Genomic DNA, 24,987 nt, shown 5'->3' with positions numbered 1-24,987 from the left:
GCGACGGGACCCGTGGCCCGTCGCCCTCCGGAGGCGTCCCGCGGATGCGGCTACGCGTCGCCGCCGGCCGCGCCGGGGTCGGCGGCCGTGACGTCCAGAAGCTGGTAGCGGTCGATCGCCTGCTTCAGGACGGAGCGGTCGACCTTGCCCTCGCGGGCCAGCTCGGTCAGGACCGCGACCACGATCGACTGCGCGTCGATGTGGAAGTGACGGCGGGCGGCACCCCGGGTGTCGGCGAAGCCGAAGCCGTCCGCGCCGAGCGACTGGTACGTGCCGGGCACCCAGCGGGAGATCTGGTCGGGGACGCTCCGCATCCAGTCGGAGACGGCCACGAACGGGCCCTGGGCACCGGAGAGCTTCTGCGTCACGTACGGGACGCGCTGCTCCTCCTCCGGGTGCAGGAGGTTGTGGCGCTCCACGTCCACGGCCTCGCGGCGCAGCTCGTTCCAGGAGGTCGCCGACCAGATGTCCGCCTTGACGTCCCACTCCGAGGCGAGGATCTGCTGGGCCTCGACCGCCCACGGGACGGCGACACCGGAGGCGAGGATCTGGGCCGGGATGGTGCCCTGCTCGCCGGACTTGAAGCGGTAGATGCCCTTGAGGATGCCGTCGACGTCGACGTCCGCCGGCTCGGCCGGGTGCTGGATCGGCTCGTTGTAGACGGTGAGGTAGTAGAAGACGTCCTCACTCTCGGGGCCGTACATCCGGCGCAGGCCGTCCTTGACGATGTGCGCGATCTCGTAGCCGAAGGCCGGGTCGTAGGCGACGCAGCCCGGGTTGGTCGAGGCGAGCAGCTGCGAGTGGCCGTCGGCGTGCTGCAGGCCCTCACCGGTCAGCGTCGTGCGGCCGGCGGTCGCCCCGAGGACGAAACCGCGCGCCAGCTGGTCGGCCATCTGCCAGAACTGGTCGCCGGTGCGCTGGAAACCGAACATCGAGTAGAAGACGTAGACCGGGATGAGCGGTTCGCCATGGGTGGCGTACGCCGAGCCGGCGGCGATCAGCGAGGCGGTGCAGCCCGCCTCGGAGATGCCGTCGTGCAGCATCTGACCGGTGGGCGACTCCTTGTAGGCGAGGAGCAGCTCGCGGTCGACGGCCTCGTACTGCTGGCCGAGCGGGTTGTAGATCTTCGCGCTCGGGAAGAACGCGTCCATGCCGAAGGTGCGGTACTCGTCCGGGGCGATCAGCACGAAGCGCTTGCCGATCTCCTTGTCCCGCATGAGGTCCTTCAGGATGCGGACGAACGCCATGGTGGTGGCGATCGACTGCTGACCCGAGCCCTTCTTCGCGGTCGCGTACGTCTTGTCCTCGGGGAGCTGGAGGGGCTTGGCGCGCACGACGCGGGTCGGGACGTAACCGCCCAGGCTGTTGCGGCGGTCGTGCATGTACTGGATCTCTTCGGAGTCACGGCCGGGGTGGTAGTACGGCGGGGCGCCGTCCTCCAGCTGCTTGTCCGTGATCGGGATGTGCAGACGGTCGCGGAAGCCCTTGAGGTCGTCGACCGTCAGCTTCTTCATCTGGTGCGTGGCGTTGCGGCCCTCGAAGTTCGGGCCGAGGGTCCAGCCCTTGACCGTCTGGGCGAGGATCACCGTCGGCTGGCCCTTGTGGGCCTTGGCCGCCGCGTAGGCCGCGTAGACCTTCTTGTGGTCGTGACCGCCGCGGCCCAGGTGCAGGATCTGCTCGTCGGTCATGTTCTCGACCATGGCGCGCAGGCGGTGGTCGTCGCCGAAGAAGTGCTCGCGGATGTAGGCGCCGGTCTCGGTCGCGTACGTCTGGAACTGGCCGTCGGGGGTGGTGTTCAGCTTATTGACCAGGATGCCGTCCCGGTCCTGGGCGAGCAGCGGGTCCCAGCTGCGGTCCCAGACGAGCTTGATGACGTTCCAGCCGGCCCCGCGGAACTGGGACTCCAGCTCCTGAATGATCTTGCCGTTGCCGCGCACCGGGCCGTCGAGGCGCTGGAGGTTGCAGTTGACGACGAAGGTGAGGTTGTCCAGGCCCTCGCGGGCGGCGATGGAGAGCTGGCCGAGCGACTCGGGCTCGTCCATCTCGCCGTCACCGAGGTAGGCCCAGACGTGCGACTTGGAGGTGTCGGCGATGCCGCGCGCCTCCATGTAGCGGTTCATCCGCGCCTGGTAGATCGCGCCGAGCGGACCGAGGCCCATGGAGACGGTCGGGAACTCCCAGAAGTCCGGCATCAGGCGCGGGTGCGGATACGAGGACAGGCCGTGCGGCGCCTTGGACTTCTCCTGGCGGAACGCGTCGAGCTGCTGCTCGGAGAGCCTGTCCAGGAGGAAGGCGCGGGCGTAGATGCCGGGGGAGGCGTGCCCCTGGAAGAAGATCTGGTCGCCGCCGTCGCCCTCGTCCTTGCCTCGGAAGAAGTGGTTGAAGCCCACGTCGTAGAGCGAGGCGGAGGAGGCGAAGGTGGCGATGTGGCCACCGACCCCGATGCCGGGGCGCTGGGCGCGCGAGACCATCACCGCGGCGTTCCAGCGGGTCGCGTTAAGGACCTTGCGTTCGATTTCCTCGTTGCCGGGGAAGAACGGCTCGTCCTTGGTGGCGATCGTGTTGACGTAATCCGTACTGCGCATCTCGGGGACGGCCACGCGCTTCTCGCGCGCGCGCTCGATCAGCCGGAGCATCAGGTAGCGGGCCCGCTCGCGGCCGCGTTCGTCGACCGCGGCGTCGAGGGAGTCCAGCCACTCCTGGGTCTCCTCGGGATCGAAGTCCGGGACCTGACTCGGCAGGCCGCCAATGATGATCGGGTTGCGATCGGATCCGGAAGCCACGCTGTTCCTTCGCTGTTGGGGCTCTCGCCTGGGTTCTGCCTGGCCGTACACCGCTCCCCATCGTGTACCCGGCTGACGCGAACGTCATCTCTACCAATGGGTAACCGAGGCGATCGCCCAGTGTCCCTGGGGTAGGCTCGACCAAATCGCAACGATACGCCCATCCTGCCTAGCCGCTTCGCAGAGCCGTTCGGTCCCGTACGGATGAGGCGGCAGTTGCGGCGACACGGCGGGGAACGTCACCGTTTCGGCGGTCTCGGCGGCCGGGTACTTGCGCGATCCGCCCCGCCCGTGTGGACTACGGCCAATGCCCCGCGCCCGCGCGTGGCTGACAGGCATTTTCAGAAACATGATCAGGAGGCAATCCGTGAGCGCGACCGCGGACCACGCGGAGACGAACCTTGCCGTAAGGCTTGGTTTCCAGCCCGACCAGGTGGTCCAGGAGATCGGCTACGACGACGACGTCGATCAGGAGCTCCGCGAGCTCATCGAAGAGACCATTGGCTCCGAGCTCGTCGACGAGGACTACGACGACGTGGCCGATGCCGTGGTGCTCTGGTTCCGTGAGGACGACGGGGACCTGACCGATGCGCTGGTGGATGCCATCGCCTACATGGAGGAAGGCGGCTCGATCCTGCTGCTCACTCCGAAGACCGGTCGTGACGGGTACGTCGAGCCGAGCGAGATCGGCGAGGCGGCCACCACCGCGGGCCTCTCCCAGACCAAGAGCATCAACGCCGGCAAGGACTGGAACGGCAGCCGGCTGAGCACCCCCAAGGGCGCCGCCAAGAAGCGCTAGCCACCCGCGCGCCGAGCCGCGACCCCAGAAGAGTCAACCGTGAGGCCCTCGCCGACGACCATCCGTCGGCGAGGGCCTCACGCGTGTGTGAACGGGCCCACGAGGGGCACAGATCGGCGCACGTAGGGTGGTGTCACCCGAACGGCCCCATCCGAGGGGCCCCGTCGAAGGGATGCGTACCCATGGCGCTCGCTGGAATCGCCACCGGCACCAAGGCCCCGGACTTCGAGCTGAAGGACAACCACGGCCGGTCCGTGAAACTGTCCGACTTCCGCGGCGAGAAGAACGTGGTGCTGCTCTTCTACCCGTTCGCGTTCACCGGCGTGTGCACGGGCGAGCTGTGCGCGCTCCGCGACGAGCTGCCGAAGTTCGTCAACGACGACACGCAGCTGCTCGCCGTCTCCACCGACTCCATCCACACCCTGCGCGTCTTCGCCGAGCAGGAGGGCCTGGAGTACCCGCTGATCTCCGATTTCTGGCCCCACGGCGAGGTCTCGCGGGCGTACGGCGTCTTCGACGAGGACAAGGGCTGCGCGGTGCGCGGCACCTTCATCATCGACAAGGAAGGCGTCGTGCGCTGGAGCGTCGTCAACGACCTGCCCGACGCGCGTGACCTGAACGAGTACCTCGAGGCGCTCGACACCCTGTGACACTTCGGCCGCAGAGCCCGGGGTCGCCGGGAACCGGTCACTAGGATCCACTCGTTGATCCGATGGCAACGCAACGCTTGGGGCTCCCCGCCCCTGGACACCAATTGGGAGGACTAGTGGGAGTCAGCCTCAGCAAGGGCGGCAACGTATCGCTGAGCAAGGAGGCGCCCGGCCTGACCGCGGTTCTGGTCGGCCTCGGCTGGGACGTGCGTACCACCACCGGTACGGACTTCGACCTGGACGCCAGCGCGATCCTGACGAACGCGGAGGGCAAGGTCAGCAGTGACCAGAACTTCGTGTTCTTCAACAACCTGAAGAGCCCCGACGGCTCCGTCGAGCACACCGGTGACAACACCACCGGTGAGGGCGAGGGCGACGACGAGGTGATCAAGGTCGACCTCTCGGCGGTCCCCGCCGACGTCGAGAAGATCGTCTTCCCGGTCTCCATCTATGACGCGGAGACGCGCCAGCAGTCGTTCGGCCAGGTCCGCAACGCGTTCATCCGCGTCGTGAACCAGGCGGGCGGCGCGGAGATCGCGCGGTACGACCTCTCCGAGGACGCCTCGACGGAGACCGCCATGGTCTTCGGCGAGCTGTACCGCCATGGCGCCGAGTGGAAGTTCCGCGCGGTCGGCCAGGGCTACGCCTCGGGCCTGCGCGGCATCGCGCAGGACTTCGGCGTCAACGTCTGAGCCGAGCAGCCCCTCCGCCGTCCCGTCCGGCGCCGCACATGTCGAAGGTGCGGCGCCGGACGCGCTCATCACCCCGTGCCCCCGCCACCGCGGGGACACCGCCGTCATCACCGGGGAGGACCACGAACATGGGCGTCACACTCGCCAAGGGAGGCAATGTCTCCCTCTCCAAGGCCGCACCGAACCTCACCCAGGTCCTCGTCGGCCTCGGCTGGGACGCGCGCTCGACCACCGGCGCCCCCTTCGACCTCGACGCCAGCGCGCTGCTGTGCGGCGCGGGCCGGGTCCTCGGCGACGACTGGTTCGTCTTCTACAACAACCTGAAGAGCCCCGACGGCTCCGTCGAGCACACCGGGGACAACCTCACCGGTGAGGGCGACGGCGACGACGAGTCGCTCCTGGTCGACCTCTCGCAGGTGCCGGCCCACTGCGACCGGATCGTCATCGTGGTCTCGATCCATGACGCGGACACGCGCGGTCAGGCTTTCGGCCAGGTCAGCAACGCGTTCATCCGGGTGGTGAACCAGGCGGACGGGCAGGAGCTGGCGCGCTACGACCTCAGTGAGGACGCCTCCACGGAGACCGCCATGATCTTCGGGGAGGTCTACCGCCACGGCGGCGAGTGGAAGTTCCGCGCCGTCGGGCAGGGGTACGCGTCGGGCCTGCGTGGTATCGCTCTAGACTTCGGGGTCAACGTTTCGTAAAGCCGGGACCGGCGCGGGGGAGACCGCTGAACGGGAGCCCGTACACACACGATTGGGTAACCAGTGATTCTGAAAACCTTCGGCTGGTCGTTCGCGGTGACCGCGCTCGGCCTTGTCGCCGCGGTGCTCTACGGGGGGTGGACCGGGTTCGGCGTCGTCGCGATCCTGTCCGTCCTCGAGATCTCGCTGTCCTTCGACAACGCGGTGGTCAATGCCGGAATCCTGAAGAAGATGAGTGCCTTCTGGCAGAAGATCTTCCTCACCGTCGGTGTCCTGATCGCGGTCTTCGGCATGCGGCTGGTCTTCCCCGTCGTCATCGTGGCCATCAGTGCCAAGATCGGTCCGATCGAGGCGGTCCGCCTCGCGCTCAACGACAAGGACCGGTACCAGCAGCTGGTCACCGACGCTCACCCGTCGATCGCCGCCTTCGGTGGCATGTTCCTGTTGATGATCTTCCTCGACTTCATCTTCGAGGACCGTGACATCAAGTGGCTGGGCTGGATCGAGCGCCCGCTCGCCAAGCTCGGCAAGGTCGACATGCTGTCGGTCTGCATCGCGCTCGTCGTGCTCCTGATCAGCTCGATGACCGTCGCCACCCACGCCCACCAGCACGGCGGCATCCATGTGGACAAGGCGCAGACCGTCCTGATCTCCGGTATCGCCGGCCTCATCACCTACCTCGTGGTGGGCGGCCTCTCCAGCTACTTCGAGAACAAGCTGGAGGAGGACGAGGAGCGCGAGCACGAGGCCGAGGAGGAGGCCAAGCGGAGCGGCAAGAAGGTTCCCGCCGTCGTGATGGCGGGCAAGGCCGCGTTCTTCATGTTCCTCTACCTGGAGGTCCTGGACGCGTCCTTCTCCTTCGACGGGGTCATCGGCGCCTTCGCGATCACCAACGACATCGTCCTGATGGCGCTCGGCCTCGGCATCGGCGCCATGTACGTCCGCTCGCTCACGGTCTACCTGGTCCGCCAGGGCACCCTCGACGACTACGTCTACCTGGAGCACGGCGCGCACTACGCGATCGGCGCCCTCGCCGTCCTCCTCCTGGTCACCATCCAGTACGAGATCCACGAGGTCATCACCGGTTCCATCGGCGTCCTCCTGATCGCCTGGTCGTTCCTCTCCTCCGTGCGGCGCAACAAGCGGCTCGCGGCGAGCGAGGGACAGGGCAGCTCCGGGGAGAAGACCGAGGTCCCGTCCGGGGTCTGACACCGACCGATTCCCGCACCGGGCCGGCCGATTCCGCACCGCGGAGTGTGACGGCGGCCCCGGTGAGGAACGCTCTGTGCGGGGCGGCCGTCGAGGAGGAGTCCTCATGGCCGCCCCGTCGCCGTACGTATGGGGCACGAGGACACTTGGGGGCGGCATGTCCTTCTGGGACGGTCTGTGGCGAGGACGATCGATGGACTTCGATTCGGGCGGCGCCGCGACCAACTCCATCGAACTGACCAAGCGCAGCCCGACGGTCTCGCTCAGCAAGCAGGGCGCGGCCACCGGCAATCTGCGCGTCAACCTCTCCTGGCAGATGCGGACGTCCGACTTCATGGGCAAGCAGCGCCGCCGCGGCGGCCTGCTGCGGCACCCGCTCAAGCTGTTCCAGCCCGACGTGGTCCAGGCCCACACCCAGGGCGTGGTCAACGTGGACCTCGACATCGGCTGCCTGTACGAGCTGATGGACGGCACCAAGGGGGTCGTGCAGCCGCTGGGAGGCTTCTTCGGCAGCCTCAACGCGCCGCCGTACGTGAAGCTGAGCGGCGACGACCGGTTCGGCTCGCCCTCCGGCGAGACGATCTACGTCAATCTCGACCACCGCGAGTCCATCAAGCGGCTGCTGGTCTTCGCGTACATCTACGACCAGACGCCCGCCTTCGACCGCACGCACGCCAAGGTCACGCTCTATCCCAGCAACGGGCCGAGGATCGAGATCGACCTGGACGAGCGCCAGCCGCAGGCCCGCTCGTGCGCCGTGGTGTCCGTCGAGAACGTCAAGGGCGAGCTGGTCGTGCGGCGCGAGGTGAAGTTCGTCTACGGCTTCCAGGCCGAGCTGGACCGGCTCTACGGCTGGGGACTCCAGTGGGGCCGGGGCTACAAGACCAAGGTCGGCTGAGCCCGAGCGCCCCCGGGCGTCCGGGTCGGTCCTCCCCCGACCTCAGCGGGGCAGGAACTGCGGCCCCTGGGGAGGCAGCCGGAAGTTCGGGTCGGGCAGGGGGGCCACTGGCTGCGGATAGCCGTACGAGGGAGCCGGCGCCGGTGGCGGTCCGCCGAGCGGCGCCGGATGCGTGGGAGCCGCCGGAGGGTAGCCGTACGCGGGCTGGGGCGCCGGGTACCGGGGCGGCTCCGGGGGATGGCCGTAGGAGGGCTGCGGGGACGGCTGCGGGCCGGGGTGGGCCGCGGCCGGCCGGGGCAGCGGCTGCGCGACGGAGGGCGGCGGCTGGACCAGGGACGGCTGCGGCTGCGGCGCGCTCTGCTGGGGCGGCAGCGGGAAGTACGCCGCCGGCGCGGCGGGCACGGCCGCGGTGGGCGCCGTCGCGCCGGAGTCCGTGTCGTCCACGGAGATCCCGAAGTCGGAGGCGAGTCCCTCCAGGCCGTTGGAGTAGCCCTCGCCGAGCGCCCGGAACTTCCAGCCCTCGCCGCGGCGGTACAGCTCTCCGCAGATCAGCGCGGTCTCCTCGCCGGTCTGCGGGGTGATGTCGAAGTAGGCGAGCGGCTCGCCCTCGGTGACCGCGGCGTCGTACAGGAGGATGCGCAGCGACGGCACGTGCTCGAAGGCGACGCCCTCCGCGGACGCGGCCAGCAGGACGCGGCTCACGCCGGCCTCCATGCCGGCCAGATCCGCCTGGATGGTGTCGGTCAGGCCCTCGGCGGCCCGCTTCTTGCCGAGCCGCCAGACCGTGCCGCCGGGGTGGCGCGGCTGGTTGTAGAAGACGAAGTCCTCGTCCGAGCGCACCCTGCCGTCGCCGCCGAGGAGCAGCGCCGACGCGTCGACGTCGGGCACGCCCTGGCCGGGGGTCCAGCGCAGCACGGCGCGGACCGCCGAGGCCTCCAGAGGGACGTTGGACCCCTTCAACATCGCGTGCGTCATGCGGTCATCCTGCCTTCCCCCGCACGGGCGGGACAACGCGGGGGCTTTCCCGGTCCCGACCGCGTCGACAGGCCCCTGACCTGCGGGCGGTGCGAGCGTGCGACGGTTGTGTGGTGAGGGTGTGCGACATGGCCGGGTTACCTGAAGTTCATGCCCGGAGGGAACCCCCGGCACCCGTCCCTACGTACTATTACCGGCCACATCACAACGGTCCATGCCGACGAAACAGGCGATAACGGCGGAAAAAGGGAATCTCATGCGTCATTTCGGGCACATCGCCCCAGAGGTGCGACAGCGCATCTTCCACCGGGAGCCCTGTGCCTTCGGCGCGGACTCCCCGCCCCACCTGCTCGCATCCGCGCTCGGCGCCACGCTCTACAGCCCGGCCACCCGCCCCCGCCTCGCCGACGACATCCTGAAGCAGGCCGGCCGCGGCGTGACCTCCATGGTGATCTGCCTGGAGGACTCCATCGACGACTCCGAGGTGGCCGACGCCGAGGAGAACCTCGTCCGGCACTTCCGCGACCTGGCGGAACGGGGCCAGGAACCCCCGCTGCTGTTCATCCGGGTCCGGGCCGCCGAGCAGATCCCCGACCTGACCCGAAGGCTCGGACCGAGCCTTCGGCTGTTGTCCGGATTCGTCCTGCCGAAGTTCACCGAGGAGCGGGGGGTTCCGTTCCTGGAGGCCATCGTCGCCGCCGAGGCGGACGGCGGACGCCGGCTCTTCGCCATGCCGGTCCTGGAGTCGCCCGAGCTGCTGCACCTGGAGAGCCGCGCCGAGACCCTCGCCGGGATCGCCCGCACCGTCGACAAGTACCGCGACCGGGTGCTCGCGCTGCGCCTCGGCGTCACCGACTTCTGCTCGGCCTACGGACTGCGCAGACCGCCGGACATGACCGCCTACGACGTGCGGATCGTGGCCTCCGTCATCGCGGACGTGGTGAACGTCCTCGGCCGGGCCGACGGCACCGGCTTCACCGTGACCGGGCCCGTGTGGGAGTACTTCCGCGTCCAGGAGCGCATGTTCAAGCCGCAGCTGCGCCGCAGCCCCTTCCTGGCGGGCCGCGCCGAGGAGCTGCGGCAGGCCCTGATCGAGCACGACATGGACGGCCTGCTGCGCGAGATCGAGCTGGACCGCGCCAACGGCCTGCTCGGCAAGACCTGCATCCACCCCTCGCACGTGCTGCCCGTGCACGCCCTGTCCGTCGTCAGCCACGAGGAGTTCAGCGACGCCGAGGACATCCTGCGCCCGGAGCGCGGTGGGGGCGGCGTCCTGCGCTCCTCGTACACGAACAAGATGAACGAGGTGAAGCCGCACCGCGCCTGGGCCGAGCGGACCCTGCGGCGGGCCGAGGTCTTCGGCGTCGCCAGGGAGGACATCGGCTTCGTGGAGCTGCTCACCGCCGGGTTGCCCGGCTGATGAACGTGAGGAACATGACGTACGTGAGACAAGACGCGGTGTGGTCGGGGAGCTGGGTCGCCGAACGGCTCGGGGTCGATCTCGACGGCGACGAGGCGCTGCCCGGCCTGCTCGGCCTCGCGCTGCGCCGCAACCCCAAGCGGGCGCACCTCCTGGTGTCCAACGTGCTCGGCAAGCACGTGCCGCAGCACCCCTCGGTCGTGTACGCGGCCGGGCACGACCTCGGGGTCCGGGTGCGGGCCCTGCTCGGCGACGACGAGGCCGGACGGGCCGTCGTCCTCGGCTACGCGGAGACCGCGACCGGCCTCGGCCACGCCGTCGCCGACGGGGTCGCCCTCGCGCCCTACCTGCACTCCACCCGGCGCCCCGTCGAGGGCGTCGCGCGCGCGGGCGGCTTCGAGGAGGCCCACTCGCACGCCACCTCGCACCTGCTCCTGCCCGAGGACCCCCGCCTGCTCGCCGGGGACGGCCCGCTGGTCCTGGTCGACGACGAGTTCTCCACCGGCAACACCGTCCTGAACACCATCCGCGACCTGCACGGGAGCTTCCCGCGCGAGCGGTACGTGATCGTGGCGCTGGTCGACATGCGCTCGCCGGACGACCAGGGCCGCCTCGCCGCCTTCGCCGACGAGATAGGCGCCCGCGTCGACCTCATCGCGCTGGCGTCGGGGACCGTGCGGCTGCCCGACGACGTCCTGGAGAAGGGGCGGCGCCTGGTCGCCGAGCACGAGACGGACCCCGCCCCGCCGCCGCCGCGCGGAGAGCGCGGCACGGTCTCCCGCGTCGAGCTGGACTGGCCGGCCGGAGTACCCGACGGCGGGCGGCACGGCTTCACGCCCGTCCACCGGGAGCGGCTGCGCGCGGCGCTGCCCGGCATGGCCGAGCGGATCGCGCGGGCCCTGCCGGACGGCGCGCGCCGCGGCCGCGTACTCGTCCTCGGTTTCGAGGAGCTGATGTACGCGCCGCTCGCCCTCGGCGTGGAGCTGGAGCGGCAGGTGGAGGCCGAGGTGCGGTACTCCACCACGACCCGCTCGCCCGTCCTCGCCGTGGACGACCCCGGCTACGCGATACGCACCCGCCTGGTCTTCCCCGCGCACGACGCGCCCGCCGACGGGGCCGGACCCCGGTTCGCCTACAACGTCGCGGGCGGCGGCTTCGACGCGGTCGTCGCGGTGGTGGACTCCGTCGCGGACACCCCGTCACTGCACGCCGCCGACGGCCTGTTGGCGCAGCTCTCCGCGCACACCGCACAGGTGCTGCTGGCCGTCGTCCCCTCGTACGTCCCCTCCCGCGTCGCCGCGACGCGGGGTGCGGACGTCCCCGAAAGGTCCCCCATGCTCCCCGAGCCGCTCCGTGGCCCCGCCTTCTCCTCGTACGCGCCCGACGACGTGGGCTGGCTGCTCCAGGACCTCTCGGGCGTGACGCTCGAAGCGCCCACCGAGGAGCGCGAGGAGGCGATCCAGAGCGGTGGCGCGCACTACGCCGAGTCGCTGCCGGTCGAATACCAGCCGAGCGAGCGCTACCAGGACCTGTTCCGTGCCGCGCTCGACACCTCCGCCGCCCGCATCGCCCAGGCCGTCGGCACCGTCACCGACATCGTCCTCGCCGAGCGGCTGCCCCGCCCCGTCCTCGTGTCGCTGGCCCGCGCCGGCACGCCCGTCGGCGTCCTGATGCGCCGCTGGGCCGCCCACCGGCACGGGATCGACCTGCCGCACTACGCGGTCTCCATCGTGCGCGGCCGCGGCATCGACGCCAACGCGCTGCGCTGGCTCGCCGCCCATCACGACCCCGCCGACATCGTCTTCGTCGACGGCTGGACCGGCAAGGGCGCGATCACCCGCGAACTCGCCGACGCCATCAGGGAGTTCGAGGCAGACGGCGGCGCGGTGGGCTTCCGCCCCGAGATCGCGGTGCTGGCCGACCCCGGCTCGTGCGTGCGCACCTACGGCACCCGCGAGGACTTCCTCATCCCCTCCGCCTGCCTCAACTCCACGGTGTCCGGCCTGATCTCGCGCACAGTGCTGCGCGCGGACCTGGTCGGCCCGGACGACTTCCACGGCGCGAAGTTCTACCGCGAACTGGCGGACGCCGATGTGTCCGGACACTTCGTCGACACGGTCACCGCCCACTTCGACGCGGTCGCCGACGCGGTGGACGTCCAGGTCAAGGACGCGCTGTCCGCCGACAGGGCGCCGACCTGGGAGGGCTGGGCCGCCGTGGAGCGCATCAGCGAGGAGTACGGCATCCACGACGTGAACCTCGTCAAGCCGGGCGTCGGCGAGACGACCCGGGTGCTGCTGCGCCGCGTCCCCTGGAAGATCCTGGCCCGCACCGGAGCGGGGGCGGACCTCGACCACATCCGGCTGCTCGCCGAACAGCGGGGCGTACCCGTCGAGGAGGTCGGTGAACTCCCGTACAGCTGCGTGGGATTGATCCACCCCAAGTACACGCGGGGCGCGACCGGCGCGGACGGCAGGGCGGTGGCGTCCCAGTGACCCGACTCGTCGCCAGCGACCTCGACCGCACCCTCATCTACTCCGCCGCCGCCCTAGGCCTGACCATGCCTGACGCGGAGGCGCCGCGCCTGCTCTGCGTCGAGGTGTACGAGGGCAGGCCGCTCTCCTACCTCACCGAGACCGCCGCCGGTCTCCTCGAGGAACTGGGCCGCGGCACGGTCTTCGTGCCGACCACGACCCGCACCCGCGAACAGTACGGCCGCATCCATCTCCCGGGCCCGCCCCCGCGCTTCGCGATCTGCGCCAACGGCGGGCACATCCTGGTCGACGGCGCCCCTGACCCCGAGTGGCGTGCGCGGGTGGCGCGCCGCCTGGCCGACGAGTGCGCCTCGCTCGACGAGGTCCGCGCGCACCTCGTGCGCACCGCCGACCCCGCCTGGCTCCTCAAGGAACGCGTCGCCGAGGACCTCTTCGCGTACCTCGTCGTAGAGCGCTCACTGTTGCCCGAGGGCTGGGTCAAGGAACTGGGGGAGTGGGCCCTGGCCCGCGGCTGGACCGTCTCGCTCCAGGGCCGCAAGATCTACGCCGTGCCGCAGCCGCTCACCAAGAGCGCGGCGGTCCGGGAGGTCGCGCGGCGGATCGGCGCGGACGAGATCCTCACCGCCGGCGACTCGCTGCTCGACACCGACCTGCTGCTCGCCGGCGACCGCTCCTGGCGCCCCGGCCACGGCGAACTGGCCGACGCCGGTTTCGTCGCGCCGGGCCTCACGGTGCTGCCGCAGCGCGGCATCGCGGCGGGGGAGGAGATCCTGCGGGCATTCCTCGGGGCGGGGAAGCCCGGTTAGCCTGTGCGCATGCCTCGATACGAGTACCGGTGCCGGTCCTGCGGCGACACGTTCGAACTGAGCCGTCCGATGGCGGAGTCCGCCGATCCCGCGGTGTGCCCTGTCGGGCATGAGGACACGGTGAAGCTGTTGTCGACCGTTGCCGTCGGAGGCTCCTCCTCGGCCTCCGCGCCCGCGTCCGCGCCTCGCGGGGGCGGCGGGGGCGGGGGCTGCTGCGGTGGGGGCTGCTGCGGCTGAGGGGGCGTGAGGGTGCGTGTCCCTTATGCGTGCGTGTCCCTCACGTATGCGTGCGTGCCCCTCACGCGCCGTGGCCGCGCTCCTCGCGGATCTGCGTGACCACGCGGGCCACCGTGGCGCGGACCGCCTCCGTCTCGGTCAGGAAGTGCCAGTAGTCGGGGTGGCGACCCTCCAGGGACGCCACCGCGCGGTCGAGGCGGGCCACCGAGTCGTCCAGTGGGCGGGCGTGGCGCGGCTCGGGGGTCTGGCGGCCCGCCATGGCCAGCCGCTGGGCGTCGCGGATCGCGAACCGGGTCCGCTCGATCTCCTGCTGGGGGTCCTTCGCCACGGCGTTGAGCCGCTGGAGCCGGTCACCGGCGGCGGAGACCGCCTCGTCCGTGGAGTTCAGCAGGGCCCGGACCGTGGAGAGCAGCGCCGTGGCGTCCGGCCAGCGCTGCTCCTCGCGGGCCTGACGGGCCTCCGTCAGCTTGGCCTCGGCCTGGTGCACGCTCTGCGCCGCCTGCTCGGGCACGTGCTGGAGGTCCTGCCAGCAGGCCAGCGTGAACCGCCGGCGCAGCTCGCTGAGGATCGGCTCGACCTGGCCGCTGCGGGTGGTCAGCGCCTGTGCGCGGGTACGCAGGGACACCAGCCGCCGGTCGATCTCGGCGGCGCGCTCGGGCAGCCGCTCGGCCTCGGCGCGCACGGCCTCGGCGTCGCGCAGCACACGGTCGGCGCGCTGAAGGGTCTCCGGTACGCCGTGCCGGCCCGCGCCCTGGTTGAGCTTGGTCAGCTCGGGGCCGAGGGCGGCGAGGCGGGCGGCCAGGTCGTCGGCCTTCAGGCCCGCGGCCCGCACCGCGTCCAGGGCGTTGCTCGCGGCGAGCAGCGTCTGGCGGGCCCGCTCGACGGCGGGGGCGAGGCGGGCCAGTTGGGTCTCCGCCTTGTCCAGCAGCGGGCCGAGCCCCTGCTGGAAGCGGTCCAGGTCGGCGCGGACCTGGGTCAGCTCGTCCGTGGCCCGCGTCAGCTCGGCCCTGGCCCGGGACGCCACCGAGGCCTCCAGATCGTCCCGGTCGAGGTCGTGGGCATCCACCGCGCTGATGTACCGACCGCTGGCCTCGTCGATGCGGCGGCCGATCGCCGCGAAGTCGGAGACGGCGCGCTGAGCGGCGGGCGAGGAGTCGACCGCGGTGATCGTCTCGATGGAGATCCGCAGATCGCGCTGGGCGGTGTCCAGTTCGTAGAAGGCGGCGGCCGCGGCGTCCTTCGCGGCCTGCGCCTCGGCCCGCTCGCTCTCGCCGCGCCCGCCGAACCACCGGCGCGTGCCGCCGCCCGCGAACGCGGCCGGGGCGACGAGGGCGAGCAGCGGCAGGGGCAGCAGGGCGAGGGCGAGAACGTCCCGCAGAGCTCCGCGGGCGCCACCACGGGGGGCACGGGGGGCACGGGGGCATACGCTCCCGCCACTCAAGCCGACGCCCTCCCTGGACCCGCTCCCGCTCTCGGTCTCCGATCCGTCCGGTGTGTACGGCTGCCAAAGTGTCGCCGTCACTATCCCTCTCCCGTGCTGTTCCGCCCTGTCCGCCCTGCCCCGGTGTCACATTCTCCCACCGGTGAGGGACGAACACACGGGCCGATCAGTTCGCGGCGCGCGCGGTGGGCCCGCGGCCTTCGCGGCGGGCGGACGGGTTTGCGGGGCACCGCCTGCGGCAAGGTAGGCTGTCCACTCGTCCCGGGCGCGTAGCTCAGGGGTAGAGCGCCTCCCTTACAAGGAGGATGTCGGCGGTTCGAAACCGTCCGCGCCCACCGGGTGGTACGAGAGCAGGCGAAGCCTGTTACCGGCCCCTCGACCGTGATCGGTCGGGGGGCCTTTTCGCGCCCTGCCCGGTCTGGATGTGGGGCGGCATCGCAACGGGCGTCCGGTGACCCGCGATCACGGGCTTCAGCCCTTCGCCGTCGTGGACGTTGCGGCCCGGGGCGCCGACGACACGGGTGAGGGTGTTCGCGTCCGACAGGACGGGCATTCAGGAGCCCGGTTCGGCTGGGCTGGCACGAGGTCGGCTTCCGGCCCGGATGCCGGGACCCGGCCGCCGGGGCCGACGCGCCGGAGTGCACGCCGGCAGACCAGTTCTGAAAAGCGGTAGAAGCGGTCCGGCAGGAAGACCGCGTCCGCGACGATCATCGCAGCGGAAAAGAGCGGCAGGCCCATGAGCACCGCGATGCCGGTGTGCATGGTCAGCAGCATGACCAGGACCGGGTATTTGAGCCTGCCGAAGAGGGCGAAGGGGAAAGCCACCTGCAACAAGACGGTGAGGTAGCAGGCGGCCGCGATCAGCATCCGGTGGTCGTCGGCCATGTGCGAGAGCGCGGGCCAGGGCTGGAACAGATCGAGGTTCAGGGCGTAGTACAGGGCGGTCCCGTCGCCCCAGGTACCGCCCTGCACCTTGTACAGGCCCGCCGATCCGTAGAGGAAGCACACCTGGGCGGCGATGACGAACATGCCACAGTTGTGCAGGACTGTGACCACGCCCAGTCGGGCGTCGCGGAGATGGGGCAGGCGCTCGCCCCCGGCCCTCAGGGGGAAGGGTGTCCTTGGCCCCCCGGTTGAGCCCAGCCGGGCCCGGCGGGCGTCGAGGGACCAGCGTCGGCCGCAGGCCGTGAACGCGAGGTAGACGGCCATGAGGAGGATGAGATTGTCTCCCCCGTCCGTCATGAAGATCGCCCTGGCGTGGAAGGACGCCACGACGACGGCGAACAGTACGGACATCGCCCTGGTCCGCCAACCGAGCGTGAACAACACGGACGTGAGCACGGCCGTCGCGTAACAGAACTCGAAATACGCGTGGTTGTCGGACAGGGTGAGGAAGCTCGCCCATCCCGTCTGTTCGAACAATTGTCTCGCCAATGTGGGGGCCCACGGCGAATCCGGCCCCCAGATCTCGTTGCGGTGCGGAAATTCACGTAGCAGGAAGACGAGGTAGAGCAGGCCGTAGCCGATGCGCAGCACTGCCGCCGCGTACAGGGAGTGCGGCCGCTCGACCAGCAGGGTGCAGTACGCGGCGATGCGGTCGAGCACGCGCTGCGTCGTGGCGGGTGTGCCTGCTCGCTCGGTGTCGCGCTTCACCGGCATGGGTGGCGTGGTCGGGGTCGGCTCAGCGGGTGCCATGGGGGGCCACCTTCCACCAGGGCAGGTAACGGGTGTCCACGGGTTTGTGCGTGGCACGGTCCGAACGACTGCCTCCGGACCGACCGGGGGCAGCGACGGGCAGCGTCACCACCCGCAGTTGAAGGGAGTCGAAGGTGCCGCCGCGCCGGTCGGCGATGCGATCCGCCGCGATGTTGCGGAGGTACTGCTGGATCATCACGGCCCGCTCCGATCGCGGCTGGTCGTTGCCTCCCAGCGTTTCGAGGTACGAGCTCCAGGCTCGGCGCAGCATGTTCTGCGTCGTATGGCTCGGAAAGGGGTTGTGCTCGATCGCGGAATTGTCCACGCCACTCAGATCGAGCCAGCGGCTCACCCGCACGGTGCCGTCCGGAGTGGTCCGCGCAGTGCGTGCCGAGATCTGCCTGTTGACCCTTTCCGGATCCGGGGCGAAGAGTCGCCAGTTCTGCTCGAACAACGGATAGACCCACGCGTTGATCTGCTTGGTGTACCGCTGCGAGATGGCATTCGTCGGCGCCACGTGGAGAAATACGAGGATCACATGAATTATTGTCACGGCAAGGCACAGGACCACGGTGGCCTGCATGGCCGCCCGCAGTGAGCGACACGGTCGCCCCGCCCCACCATGACCGGCGTCGAGCATTCCGCTGCGTCCACTTTCCGCCGAGCCGGCGCCGGAGGGCTCCGGTTTTCTTGTTTCCGCGTGCTCGGCACAGCTCGGCAAGATGCTGCCCGACCGTCCCATCTCGCTGCTCATTTCCGCTTCTTCCGTTGTCGCGCGGGGCGTGCGGGGGGAGTCACTTGACCACCCACCCGCACGCCCCGCGTCTTACCCACCCACAGGCAACCGGCCGGCCCGACGCGCTCGACGCGAGGGATTACGGGCCCACGTGACCGCCGGGTCAGCCGTGGCTGCCGCCGGACTTGCCGTACCCGTACCCGTGCCCATGGCCGTGGCCAGGCTTGTCGTGCCCGTACCCATGGCCGTGCTCATGTCCGTGGCCAGGCTTGTCGTGCCCGTGCCCATGCCCGTCCCCGTGCCCATGCCCGTCCCCGTGCCCATGCCCGTCCCCGTGCCCATGGCCGTGGCCAGGCTTGTCGTGCCCGTGCCCGTGCTCATGGCCAGGCTTGCCCGGTGGCTTGTGGCCGCCTCCGCCTGTCGCGCCGCCGGTCGTCGTGCCTGTAGTGCCACCCGTGGTGCCCGCGATGAGGCCGCCCGTCGTCACCCCACCAAGCACTCCGCCGAGCACTCCGCCAGTGGCACCGCCCGTCGTGACACCGGCGATCACACCGCCGGTGCCGCCCGTGGTACCGCCGTTGGAGGTACCCCCGCTGGCGGTGCCCCCGTTCGTTCCTCCGGTCGTGCCCGCGATCAGGCCGCCCGTGGCGGTCCCGCCGGTCGTGCCCGCGATGGCACCACCGGTCGTCCCGCCCGTGGTGCGCCCGGTGCAGGCAGGTCGCGTGATCGTGTTGGTGTCCAGCGTCACGGACCCGTTACGGGCCAGCGCCCGGCCCTCGATGTCCGCCCCCGTGGTGGCGCTGATCGACGTCATGGCCATGAGGGTGCCGACGAAGTCGGAATCGGTTCCGAGGGTGGCCGAGCTGCCGATCTGCCAGAACACATTGCACGGCGAGGCGCCGTTGATGAGGCTGACGCTGCTGGCCGAGGCCGTCGTCAGGCCCGAACCGACCTGGAACACCCAGATGGCATCGGGGTTGTTCTCGCCGTCCAGGGTGAGCGTGCCCGTGAGGCCGAGAGTGGACGACGCCGTGTAGACGCCCGGGGCGAGCGTCAGACCGCCGGCGTCCGGAGGGAGATCGGCGTCCGAGGACTGCCCGGCCGCATTGTTGTAGGCCGCGACCAGGTCGCTCTTGGCTCCTGCGGCCACGGCGTCCGCGGAATGGAACGTCCCGTTCACCACTCCCGGCGGGAAACCGGAGATGGCGGTCCCCGGGTGCACTCCGACGTCGCCGGTGATGACCGAGGGGCCGGTGTTGGTGACCGACTCCCCGGCCAGAACCGCGAAGCTGTCAGCGGTCCCCAGGGGCACCGGTAGGGCGATCGCGTTTGCCCGCGTCGGCGTCACGGCCACGACAGCGGCGGCGATCACCGCAGCGAGCAGCGCTGCCAGCCAGGCCGATGTTCGGGGCCAGTGAGGTGCGGCGAATGTATTCAGTCTCATCGAGAAGCCAGCTCCTGACGGGATGGTGGCGCGCGAATGCCGGATATCCGGAAATCGCCATTTCTGTCGCCTGGCATATTACGCGGGCAACTTCCTTGGGTTGAGATCTCTCAGGGTGATTCGGGACGGGGTCACCAAATACATCATGTAATATATGAAGAAATGGAAAATCGACTTCCAATTGACGCTGCCTTTCTGGATGCGGCCTGGTGAGGAAATACGGCCGTCGCGCGTCCACGCACCGGCCGATCGTGACCGAGAGGGAAACGACTCGGTGATCTCGGTGGTCTCGCGGGTCTGACCAGTGGCGGAGCCTCGCACCTGAATTGGTGGGGCTCTGTCGTGCGCGCTGCCGCCCTACAACCCCCAAGTGGCGCCCCCCGTTTGACAGACGGACGATGGAGTGGAAGGGGCGGCCCGAGTGGAGGAGGAGATCGTCATGATGGAGGTCAAGACGGTCGAGAAGTCGGATGAGCGGCGCGATTTTCCGCGGGGGCATCTGGAAGCCGTCCATCTCACGGGGCTGGACTTCGCCGTGGGCACCTTCGAGCCCGGCTGGCGCTGGTCGGAGTCCGTGGCCCCGCTCGCGGGCACGGAGAGCTGCCAGATCCACCACAACGGCTACGTCGTCGAGGGGCGGATGCATCTGCGCATGGACGACGGGGCCGAGAGTGAGGTCGGACCCGGAGACGTCTTCGTGTGCTCGCCCGGTCACGACGCCTGGGTCGTCGGCGACGAAGCGGTCGTCCTGTACGACTTCGCCGGCGGCATGGCACAGGACTACGCGCGAGCGGCGGAGGGATGATCCGCGGTTCTCGGCCGTGAGTCGCGTGAGTTGTTGGGGGCGTCACCAAGTGCGCCGTCCTGGAAGGCATGCGGTGGCCGACCGCCGAGGTGCGCAATACCGACCACAGTTCCAAGACCGCGAACTACTGGGTTGATGTCGAGTTCCTCGATGCGCGGGGCGAACGCGTCTCCGACGGCTCCACCGGTACGAACCATCTGGTCCCCGGGCCGGGTGGCCAACGAAACGGCCACCGGTACGCGGGAGGCGTCCGGGCAGGTGACCTGCCGGATCACCGACGTGACGCGTTACGCCGCCCCCTAGATTGCGGGCCCGGGCTCGTCCGGCGCCTCGTGCGCGTGCTTGAGGGCGGCCCGCGCCGCGACCGCATCGGGGCCGGACAGCTGCTGCCAGTAGCGGTGGCAGGTCACGAAGATCGCCAACTCCCGCTCCCGCGCCCGCAGTTTCTCCACCTCGGCCTGTTCCTCCGGCGTCCAGCCGGGGGAGGCGGACCGTTCCACGCTGCGCCAGCCGCCGCTGTCGCTGAAGCCGTCGTGGGGCGCGACCGACCAGGGGAGCCGTTTGAGCAGCGCGAGAAGCTCCGAGCGGACCTGGTGCAGTTCCTCCTGACCGGCGAGGAGGTCACTCGGGAAGTCACGGGCGGAAGGGGATGCGGGCACGAGGGGAATGGTACTCCTGTTCGAATTTGTTGTGCGAGTGACACCCGGGTCATGTCGGAGTTCGCCCCATCCGGGCGTATGGAGGCCGGGGAAGCACGGTGGCAAGCTGGAGGCATGTGCCGAAGCATCAAGACGCTCCGCCCGCCCGCCATCCCCGAGGACGCCACCGAGGAGGAGATCCGGGCCGCCGCGCTCCAGTACGTGCGCAAGGTGTCCGGGTTCCGCGCCCCGGCCGCGCACAACCGCGAGGTCTTCGACCGGGCCGTCGAAGCCGTCGCCGAGGCGACCGCGCACCTGCTGGACGACCTGGAGGTACGCGGCGCCCGCGCCTCGTAAAGCGGGGGATCGGCCGGTCGTCGTCCGGGCCCGCGCCTTGTAGACCGGGGGTCAGCCAGCTCTCGCCGGGGCCCGCACATCATGAGCGGCGCCAGCCACCCCTCGCCCCGGCCCGTGCCTAAGTCGGCGAGGGTCAGGCGGCCCTCGTCCGGGGGCGGCGGACGAGGAACGCCGCTGCCGCGCCCGCCGCGAAGAGCGGCAGCAGTGAGACGCCCGTGGCCAGCCAGGTCGCGCCGAGCCACTGGCCGCCGAAGTAGCCGAGCGCCACGCTGTAGCCGGCCCAGGCCAGACCCGCGAGCGCCGACCAGGGCAGGAACTCGCGCAGCCTGCGATGGGCCGCGCCCGCGCCGAGCGAGACGATCGAGCGGCCCGCCGGGGCGAAGCGCGCGATGACGACGAGCGCGCCGCCGCCCCGCGAGAGCGCCGCGCCGAGACGTTCCTGCGCGCTGGTCAGCCGGCGGGAGCGGGCGATGGCTCGGTCGAGGCGCTCGCCGCCCCGCCAGGCGAGGCGGAAGGCGGCCATGTCACCGAGCACCGAGGCGGTGGCGGCGCTGAGCGTCAGCAGCAGGATGTCCGGGACGTTGTGCGGCACACGACCCGTGCCCGCGGCGGCCGCGGCGGTGGCCGACATGATGACGAGGACGCCGCTCGGCAGGACCGGCACGAACACGTCGAACAGGACGGACAGGGCCACGACCGCGTAGATCCATGGACTGCCGGTCAGCGCCCCCACACTCTCGACAAGCACCACAACTCCCCGTGACTCCCCGATCGGCAGCGCGTTGCCGCTGTGTCCCGGGGAAACGGCAGGGGCGGCCTGATGACAGCTGTACAGCGTACGCCGCACACCGTGCCGTAGATCCACTGGGGGCCCGGGTGACCGCCGCGTCACGTTCACCCGGCTGCCCCCTCCGGTGGAGCGCGCGGCCCCGGAATCCCGTACGAACGAGGCAGGACGAAGGTGGCCGCGCGATCCCACCCACGGCAGGCGCGAACGACAGGAGTTAGTGATGGTGGCAGCGACACTGGTCGGCGCCGTGGCGACGGCGGTACTGGCCGCGGGCGGCCTCGGCGGCGGCGGAGCCACATCCCACGAGGTGTTGGCGGAGGGGCGGTTCGCGCCGCCCACGGCGTTCATCCCCTCGCCCGCGGTCACCTACGACATGCGGCTGGTGCCCGCGGCGTCCTGGATCCTGGTGCGCCAGCACGGCGACGAGCGCGGAACGACCGTCACGCTGCGGGTCAGGGGACTGAAGCCGGGACACGCGTACGGCGTCCATGTGCACCGCAAGCCGTGCGGCGCGCGCCCGGAGGCCTCCGGCGGCCACTACCAGCACCGCGTGGACCCGGTGCAGCCGTCGAAGGACCCCGCCTATCTCAACCCGCGCAACGAGGTGTGGCTGGATTTCACCGCCGAGGCGGACGGCACCGGTTCGGCACGCGCGCACCATCGCTGGGGCTTCCGGCCGGGCGAGGCGGCCTCCGTGGTCCTGCACCGCGAGCAGGGCGGCGCGGGCGACCGCCTGGCCTGCTTCACGGTGCCGTTCGAGCCGCGCTAGCACCCTCTCGTACGCAGGGACGGACGTGTACAGGCGTACGAGAGGGTGCTGTCGGTCGGGAGAGGCTCAGGCCGCGACGGGCGCCCGCTCCGAGGGCTTGTCGTCCTCGCGGGCGCCGCGCGCGGCGAGGAGCCGGTCCAGGCCGAACGCGCCGGAGCCGGTGAAGACGAGGAGCAGCATCGCCCAGCAGAAGATCGCCGAGGCCTCGCCGCCGTTCTCTATGGGCCACAGGGCCTCCGGCTGGTGGACCTTGAAGTAGGCGTAGGCCATCGAGCCGGACGAGATGAACGCCGCGGCGCGGGTGCCGAGGCCGAGCAGGACCAGACCGCCGCCGACGAGCTGGATCACGGCCGCGTACCAGCCGGGCCAGGTGCCGGCGTCGACGGTGCTGCCGTCGCCGCCCGCGCCGCCGAGGACGCCGAAGAGGGAGGCGGCGCCGTGGCAGGCGAAGAGCAGGCCGATCACGATGCGGAACAGCCCGAGGGCGTAGGGCTGGGCTCTGTTGAGGTGTTCGGTCATGGCAGGGGACTCCTTCGGTTGGGGACGGGAACCGAGCGGAGGCCCAAGATTAGGGGTACCTAATTAGTGCTTGCAAGTTCAACATTTGGTCAGCCTGGGACTCCGGGGACTCCACTTCGGGGGCCGGCCGCGGTTGCCCGCCTTTGGAGAGGGCCGCGCCGGCGTCCTCGGCGGCGGCGCGCAGCGCGGCCCGGGCCACCGCGTCCGCGTCCGACAGCGTGACCGAGTCGACCCCGGGCCGGGCGCCGGCCGCCGTCACCCAGTGCACCCCTTCCGTGGGCACGCCGAACGCGAAGCGCCGTGTGTGGACCCGCCCCTGACGGTCGATCAGGTGGTACGGGCGCGGTGTCACGTCCAGGCCCCCGGTCTCGTAGCCGTCGACCACATGGGGGCGGCACCGGCCCGCTTCGAGGAGGTCGCGCAGCAGCTCGTCGGCGGTGCGGCGCACGTCCGGCTCGGGCAGCCGGGCCTCGATCAGTGTGGTGACGCGCACATCGGAACCCGGCACGTCCGGCGAGTACGCGAGGAACGCGCCGCCGTCGGGCCGCACGGCCAGGCGCGGGCCGAGCACGTCCAGGACGCCCGCCTCGACGAGCGCCGCCATCTCCTCGATGCGGCGGCGCGGCGGGCCGATGGAGAGGAAGGCGTTGAGCGGCGTGTACCAGCGATCCAGGTGCGCGCGGCGGGAGGCGCCGGACAGGCCGCCGTGGTCGACGATCCTGCGCAGTTCGTTGCGCAGGTCGCGCAGGACGTCGAGCGCGGCCTTCACCGGGCCCGCGACATTGCCGAGCGCGGCCTGCGCGGCGTCCTCGCGCAGATGGGCGAGGAGCCAGCTCCGGTGCTCCTGGGGGGTGACGAAGGGCCGGTCGGGGTGCGGCCGCGAGAGCCGGTCCCAGGACCAGCGGTCGGCCTCGGCGATGCCCGCCGCGTCCAGCAGCGCGGCCTCCTGGGGGCTGCGGTGGGCGGTGGCGAGAAACCTCCCCCGGAACTCCTCGGGGTCGCCGCCGCGCGCGGCGATCAGCGCCGCGTAATGGACCGTCTCCACCTCCTTCGCGACCAGGGGCCATATCTCGTCCAGGAAGTCGGGGGCGTCACCGCTGTCCGCGCGCTTGCGGAAGCCGGCTATGACGTCGTCGGTGAGGACGACCGGCTCGTGCCGCCCGTAGGGGCCCTTCGCGTTGTCCCCGCGCGCCTGATACGGAACGCCGCGCCGCGAGCCCGCGTACAGCCGCGGCTCCCGACCGGAGGGCTCATAGCGCAGGGCGCCGTCGGGGGTGCGGGTGTAACGGCCGCCGCGACCGCCGGTCAACAGCGCCATGTGGTCGAAGAAGTTGAGGCCGAGGCCGCGCAGCAGGACGGGCTCGCCGGGGGCGATCGCCGTCAGGTCGAGGTCGGCGGGGTTGGCGGGCGCGAAGTGGCGCAGGCCGTGCGCGGCGGCGTGCCCGGCCAGGCGCTCCTCCTCGCGGTCGGCGCGGGTGGGCAGATGACCCTGGGCGAGGACGACGGCCGAAAGGCCGGTCAGCTCGCGGCCGTCGTCCAGTACGAGGTGCTGCGTGCCGTCGGCGGCGGTCTCGTCGAGGCGCACGGCGCGCGCCGCGTGGACCTGCACGCGGACCGGCCCCGGGGCGCCGCGCACCGTCTCGGCGAAGACCCACTCCAGGTAGCGGCCGTAGCAGGCGCGGCTCGGGTAGTCGTCGGGCCCGAGCCCCGGGACGCGGCCGGCCGCCGCCCACTCGTACAGGCTCGGTCCCGGCCGGATCGGGCCCGAGCAGTCCACGCTCTCGTCGGTGAAGAGGGTCACCTGCGAGGCGACGGTGTTCATCAGGAGCGTCTCGGGCTGCGCCGTCCGCCAGACCTGCCCGGCGCCCGGCGGCGCGGGGTCCACGACGTGCACCGTCAGCCGTGTCCCCGGGGCGAGGAGCTCGCCCGCCGAGGCGCAGAGCCGTTCGAGCACGCTGGTGCCGCGGGGGCCCGCGCCGACCAGGGCGAGGGCGACGGTCGCCTTCGGTGCGGGCGGACGTGGCGCGGACGGGCGCGGCACGGGCAGAGATGCGGACAAAGGCGTGACTCCCGGTGCATAGAGAACGCTTGGTGAACGCTGGAAGCGGATGGTCCGCCTCATCAT

23 protein-coding genes and 1 tRNA gene are annotated in these 24,987 nt (G+C 71.0%); 14 read left to right on the top strand and 10 right to left on the bottom strand.

Features of this window, described 5'->3' with window-relative positions:
• Nucleotides 1-50 precede the first annotated feature (50 nt).
• A complete protein-coding gene (gene aceE, locus ACZ516_RS03040; RefSeq protein ID WP_361080842.1) occupies nucleotides 51-2,783 on the bottom strand; it encodes a pyruvate dehydrogenase (acetyl-transferring), homodimeric type in 2,733 nt (910 codons plus the stop codon).
• Nucleotides 2,784-3,150: 367 nt separating this feature from the next.
• Here aceE and ACZ516_RS03035 point away from each other — a divergent pair, with 367 nt between their 5' ends.
• The 6 genes from ACZ516_RS03035 to ACZ516_RS03010 all read left to right on the top strand — a co-directional run bounded on the left by ACZ516_RS03035 (nucleotide 3,151) and on the right by ACZ516_RS03010 (nucleotide 7,735).
• The gene (locus tag ACZ516_RS03035) at nucleotides 3,151-3,582 is read left to right on the top strand and encodes a DUF3052 domain-containing protein (protein WP_358581787.1); all 432 of its coding nucleotides are present in this window, start codon (nucleotides 3,151-3,153) and stop codon (nucleotides 3,580-3,582) included.
• Between the two features lie 182 nt (nucleotides 3,583-3,764).
• Nucleotides 3,765-4,232: a peroxiredoxin gene (locus ACZ516_RS03030; protein WP_358581785.1), complete on the top strand. Its 468-nt coding sequence runs from the start codon at nucleotides 3,765-3,767 to the stop codon at nucleotides 4,230-4,232.
• A 116-nt stretch (nucleotides 4,233-4,348) separates the two neighbouring features.
• Nucleotides 4,349-4,924 (top strand): TerD family protein, encoded by a 576-nt coding sequence (locus ACZ516_RS03025; RefSeq protein ID WP_358581783.1) that lies wholly within the window; start codon nucleotides 4,349-4,351, stop codon nucleotides 4,922-4,924.
• A 128-nt stretch (nucleotides 4,925-5,052) separates the two neighbouring features.
• Nucleotides 5,053-5,628 (top strand): TerD family protein, encoded by a 576-nt coding sequence (locus tag ACZ516_RS03020; RefSeq protein ID WP_469008201.1) that lies wholly within the window; start codon nucleotides 5,053-5,055, stop codon nucleotides 5,626-5,628.
• A 63-nt stretch (nucleotides 5,629-5,691) separates the two neighbouring features.
• Entirely contained in the window at nucleotides 5,692-6,837 is a 1,146-nt protein-coding gene (locus tag ACZ516_RS03015) for a DUF475 domain-containing protein (protein ID WP_361080839.1), read from the top strand.
• A gap of 157 nt (nucleotides 6,838-6,994) precedes the next feature.
• Nucleotides 6,995-7,735 carry a TerD family protein gene (locus tag ACZ516_RS03010; protein ID WP_361081028.1) on the top strand — a complete coding sequence of 247 codons (741 nt, stop codon included), beginning with the start codon at nucleotides 6,995-6,997 and terminating at the stop codon, nucleotides 7,733-7,735.
• A gap of 42 nt (nucleotides 7,736-7,777) precedes the next feature.
• On the opposite strand, the gene ACZ516_RS03005 is transcribed toward ACZ516_RS03010, so the two are convergent.
• A complete protein-coding gene (locus ACZ516_RS03005) occupies nucleotides 7,778-8,710 on the bottom strand; it encodes a TerD family protein (protein ID WP_361080837.1) in 933 nt (310 codons plus the stop codon).
• 256 nt (nucleotides 8,711-8,966) lie between these two features.
• Between ACZ516_RS03005 and ACZ516_RS03000 the strand changes: the two genes are divergently transcribed.
• The 4 genes from ACZ516_RS03000 to ACZ516_RS02985 are packed head-to-tail and all read left to right on the top strand — an operon-like array spanning nucleotide 8,967 to nucleotide 13,668.
• Nucleotides 8,967-10,130 (top strand): HpcH/HpaI aldolase/citrate lyase family protein, encoded by a 1,164-nt coding sequence (locus ACZ516_RS03000; protein ID WP_469008199.1) that lies wholly within the window; start codon nucleotides 8,967-8,969, stop codon nucleotides 10,128-10,130.
• 14 nt (nucleotides 10,131-10,144) lie between these two features.
• The gene (locus tag ACZ516_RS02995; RefSeq protein WP_469008197.1) at nucleotides 10,145-12,625 is read left to right on the top strand and encodes a phosphoribosyltransferase; all 2,481 of its coding nucleotides are present in this window, start codon (nucleotides 10,145-10,147) and stop codon (nucleotides 12,623-12,625) included.
• On the top strand, nucleotides 12,622-13,431 hold the full coding sequence (locus ACZ516_RS02990; RefSeq protein ID WP_469008196.1) for an HAD family hydrolase: 810 nt from the start codon (nucleotides 12,622-12,624) through the stop codon (nucleotides 13,429-13,431). The genes ACZ516_RS02995 and ACZ516_RS02990 overlap by 4 nt, the downstream gene beginning before the upstream one ends.
• A 9-nt stretch (nucleotides 13,432-13,440) precedes the next feature.
• Nucleotides 13,441-13,668 carry an FmdB family zinc ribbon protein gene (locus tag ACZ516_RS02985; RefSeq protein ID WP_358581765.1) on the top strand — a complete coding sequence of 76 codons (228 nt, stop codon included), beginning with the start codon at nucleotides 13,441-13,443 and terminating at the stop codon, nucleotides 13,666-13,668.
• 61 nt (nucleotides 13,669-13,729) lie between these two features.
• Here the strand turns inward: ACZ516_RS02985 and ACZ516_RS02980 are convergent, their stop codons facing one another.
• On the bottom strand, nucleotides 13,730-15,190 hold the full coding sequence (locus ACZ516_RS02980; RefSeq protein ID WP_469008195.1) for a hypothetical protein: 1,461 nt from the start codon (nucleotides 15,188-15,190) through the stop codon (nucleotides 13,730-13,732).
• Between the two features lie 182 nt (nucleotides 15,191-15,372).
• On the opposite strand from ACZ516_RS02980, the gene ACZ516_RS02975 reads away from it, so the two are divergent.
• A tRNA-Val gene (locus ACZ516_RS02975) sits at nucleotides 15,373-15,444 on the top strand.
• Between the two features lie 136 nt (nucleotides 15,445-15,580).
• Here ACZ516_RS02975 and ACZ516_RS02970 read toward each other — a convergent pair.
• The 3 genes from ACZ516_RS02970 to ACZ516_RS02960 all read right to left on the bottom strand — a co-directional run bounded on the left by ACZ516_RS02970 (nucleotide 15,581) and on the right by ACZ516_RS02960 (nucleotide 18,984).
• Entirely contained in the window at nucleotides 15,581-16,768 is a 1,188-nt protein-coding gene (locus ACZ516_RS02970; RefSeq protein ID WP_469008710.1) for an HTTM domain-containing protein, read from the bottom strand.
• Nucleotides 16,769-16,790: 22 nt separating this feature from the next.
• Nucleotides 16,791-17,558, bottom strand: coding sequence for a DUF5819 family protein (locus tag ACZ516_RS02965; protein ID WP_469008194.1), 768 nt, complete (start codon nucleotides 17,556-17,558; stop codon nucleotides 16,791-16,793).
• Nucleotides 17,559-17,703: 145 nt separating this feature from the next.
• A complete protein-coding gene (locus ACZ516_RS02960; RefSeq protein ID WP_469008193.1) occupies nucleotides 17,704-18,984 on the bottom strand; it encodes an ice-binding family protein in 1,281 nt (426 codons plus the stop codon).
• Between the two features lie 439 nt (nucleotides 18,985-19,423).
• On the opposite strand from ACZ516_RS02960, the gene ACZ516_RS02955 reads away from it, so the two are divergent.
• Nucleotides 19,424-19,789 carry a cupin domain-containing protein gene (locus ACZ516_RS02955; RefSeq protein ID WP_469008709.1) on the top strand — a complete coding sequence of 122 codons (366 nt, stop codon included), beginning with the start codon at nucleotides 19,424-19,426 and terminating at the stop codon, nucleotides 19,787-19,789.
• A gap of 299 nt (nucleotides 19,790-20,088) precedes the next feature.
• Here the strand turns inward: ACZ516_RS02955 and ACZ516_RS02950 are convergent, their stop codons facing one another.
• Complete coding sequence (locus ACZ516_RS02950; protein WP_469008707.1) at nucleotides 20,089-20,457, bottom strand: hypothetical protein; 369 nt, start codon at nucleotides 20,455-20,457, stop codon at nucleotides 20,089-20,091.
• A gap of 105 nt (nucleotides 20,458-20,562) precedes the next feature.
• On the opposite strand from ACZ516_RS02950, the gene ACZ516_RS02945 reads away from it, so the two are divergent.
• Nucleotides 20,563-20,784: a DUF2277 domain-containing protein gene (locus ACZ516_RS02945; protein WP_358581757.1), complete on the top strand. Its 222-nt coding sequence runs from the start codon at nucleotides 20,563-20,565 to the stop codon at nucleotides 20,782-20,784.
• Nucleotides 20,785-20,917: 133 nt separating this feature from the next.
• Here the strand turns inward: ACZ516_RS02945 and ACZ516_RS02940 are convergent, their stop codons facing one another.
• Nucleotides 20,918-21,532 (bottom strand): DedA family protein, encoded by a 615-nt coding sequence (locus ACZ516_RS02940; RefSeq protein ID WP_361080825.1) that lies wholly within the window; start codon nucleotides 21,530-21,532, stop codon nucleotides 20,918-20,920.
• A 262-nt stretch (nucleotides 21,533-21,794) separates the two neighbouring features.
• Between ACZ516_RS02940 and ACZ516_RS02935 the strand changes: the two genes are divergently transcribed.
• On the top strand, nucleotides 21,795-22,343 hold the full coding sequence (locus ACZ516_RS02935; RefSeq protein WP_361080823.1) for a superoxide dismutase family protein: 549 nt from the start codon (nucleotides 21,795-21,797) through the stop codon (nucleotides 22,341-22,343).
• Between the two features lie 66 nt (nucleotides 22,344-22,409).
• Here the strand turns inward: ACZ516_RS02935 and ACZ516_RS02930 are convergent, their stop codons facing one another.
• Nucleotides 22,410-22,862, bottom strand: coding sequence for a DoxX family protein (locus ACZ516_RS02930; RefSeq protein WP_361080821.1), 453 nt, complete (start codon nucleotides 22,860-22,862; stop codon nucleotides 22,410-22,412).
• A gap of 49 nt (nucleotides 22,863-22,911) precedes the next feature.
• Nucleotides 22,912-24,984, bottom strand: coding sequence for an FAD/NAD(P)-binding protein (locus ACZ516_RS02925; RefSeq protein WP_469008706.1), 2,073 nt, complete (start codon nucleotides 24,982-24,984; stop codon nucleotides 22,912-22,914).
• Nucleotides 24,985-24,987 lie beyond the last annotated feature (3 nt).

It is taken from the genome of Streptomyces sp. NPDC034037 (genome assembly GCF_055575715.1).
The sequence above is the reverse complement of the archived record's forward strand: the minus strand, read 5'-3'. Positions and strand labels throughout refer to the sequence as shown.